Source organism: Psychromonas algarum (genome assembly GCF_004376845.1).
GTDB lineage: Bacteria > Pseudomonadota > Gammaproteobacteria > Enterobacterales > Psychromonadaceae > Psychromonas.
Map to the genome: position 1 here is coordinate 1 of NZ_SNUW01000034.1, position 1,854 is coordinate 1,854.

At 40.2% G+C, this 1,854-nt stretch carries 1 protein-coding gene; it reads right to left on the reverse strand.

All coding sequences use genetic code 11. The annotated features are described in order from the left end of the window. Window positions 1-183 precede the first annotated feature (183 nt). Entirely contained in the window at window positions 184-1,716 is a 1,533-nt protein-coding gene (locus E2R68_RS13780) for a transposase (protein WP_134278256.1), read from the reverse strand. Window positions 1,717-1,854: the final 138 nt, after the last annotated feature.

The following is a 1,854-nucleotide window of genomic DNA, read 5'->3' on the forward strand; positions in this document are numbered from 1 at the left end:
TAACGAGGCTGTAGAATAACTCGTTTTCAGCCTACTTAATTTAAATAAAAACCAGATTAACTTACATTTACTTGAGATTAAATAGATTATTCTGTTTTCAATAACTGATTGATTAAATTGAGGCTTAAATTGGATGGTGAAGCTAGTTATGAGGCGATGGTGAGTCGAGGGTTTCCCCTTCATTTAATGTAATCTATTCCTTAACTTCTCAATGTTATGGACAAGACAATACATCTGCCACTGGGTATTCACTTTCTCTTGACCGCGTAGCGTGAATTTATTCATCCCTTTATTCACCGTAATATTACCAAACACGGGTTCGATAGCACCAAGCCGTTTGCTGTATTCTCGCCGACCAGGACTACTGTCTATTTTTACTCGCATTTTATCCGTATAAGAAACGCGTTTCTCTGTGCTATTGATTTCAAATTGAACTTGTCGACCTTGCTTGATCGGTACTTTACGCATGCACTGTGACTGTAACGGACAAACTCGACAATCCTTCAAATAACCAGCAAAACGGACATATTGCTTTCCCGCTGTTTCAATATTATTCACACTCAACCACAATGTTTTCCCTGCGGGGCAACGACTCGTTAATGTCTGCTCATCAAAGTAAAAGTCACTACTATTGAATAATCGAGCTTTTCCTTTATTCCGTTTTAATCGACGTTTCTCTTGCTCTGTTAAGTAAGTTTTGCTTTGTTGAAATAACGGATTACGGCTTCTAAAAGCCGTATCGGCCATGTAAGCATCAAGGCCTGTTGTCGCCATGAACTCAAGGTTAACTTCACTATGAAAACCACTGTCTGCGGTGAATTTAGCCGTTGCAAAAGTATCGGGCGTCCCTAATTGTTCGAGTTGCTGTTGAAGTTGCTCGATAGCAGGTTTTAAGGTTTGTTGTTCTCCAACTGAGCCCCATGTTTGGGCTTGTAAGATGACTTGATGCTTATCGTCGTTAATGGCAATGCCATTGTAGCCTTGAATAGTGCCTTTACTGGTCGTCATTTTCGCACTGTCTGGGTCGGTGATATTACTTTTCACAGGCGTTTTACGACTGCCTAGCTTTTCTTCATTCATCGCTAAAAAGTCTTTTATTTTATTAGCACTTTTATCAAGCTTGGCTTGTTGTTTTAAATCATGCGCCACGTCATCTTCACTCAGCCCATCTTGCGCTTGATGACGCGCGAGGATGCGTTGGCTAGCTCTGCGCAATTTTGCTTGTTTACGCTCAAGTTCATCAAATGTGCCGCTCCATTCTTTGCTCGCATTCGAACGTATCTTGCAACCATCGATGGCAAACATGTTACGCCCAATCAATCCTTCACGGTCACATATCATCAATACTTGTGTAAATAGTGGCTCAATTTGGTCTTTCATTTTAGCGACAAAGCTAGCAATAGACGTGTAATGCGGTTGTTCATCGCCCGATAAACTCATGAAGGTAATATTCGTTTCACAAGCTTTCGCAATACGGCGACTGCTAACTAATCCTCGTGAATAACCAAACAAAACTATTTTCAACATCACTGATGGAGGGTAAGCCGCTGCACCGCCTTTATCGTTGTCATACCATTTATCAAAGGGACTTAAATCGAGGTGCTTATCAACAATATGAGAAAGCGCATATTCGAATGTACCAGGAATAATTTGCTGTGCGAAATCAATGGGAATGAATTTACTTTGGCAGGATAAGTCAGGTTTATAGTTAGCCATTACATTTAACTCTGAGCGAATAATAACTATTAGATCACAGAGAGTCAGCTCAATCAAGGTTGTTTTTTGTACAATTAAAGGTAATTAGAAAAAACGCATAAAATGCGTTTTTGGGAGAAATTCTACAGCCTCAACGCC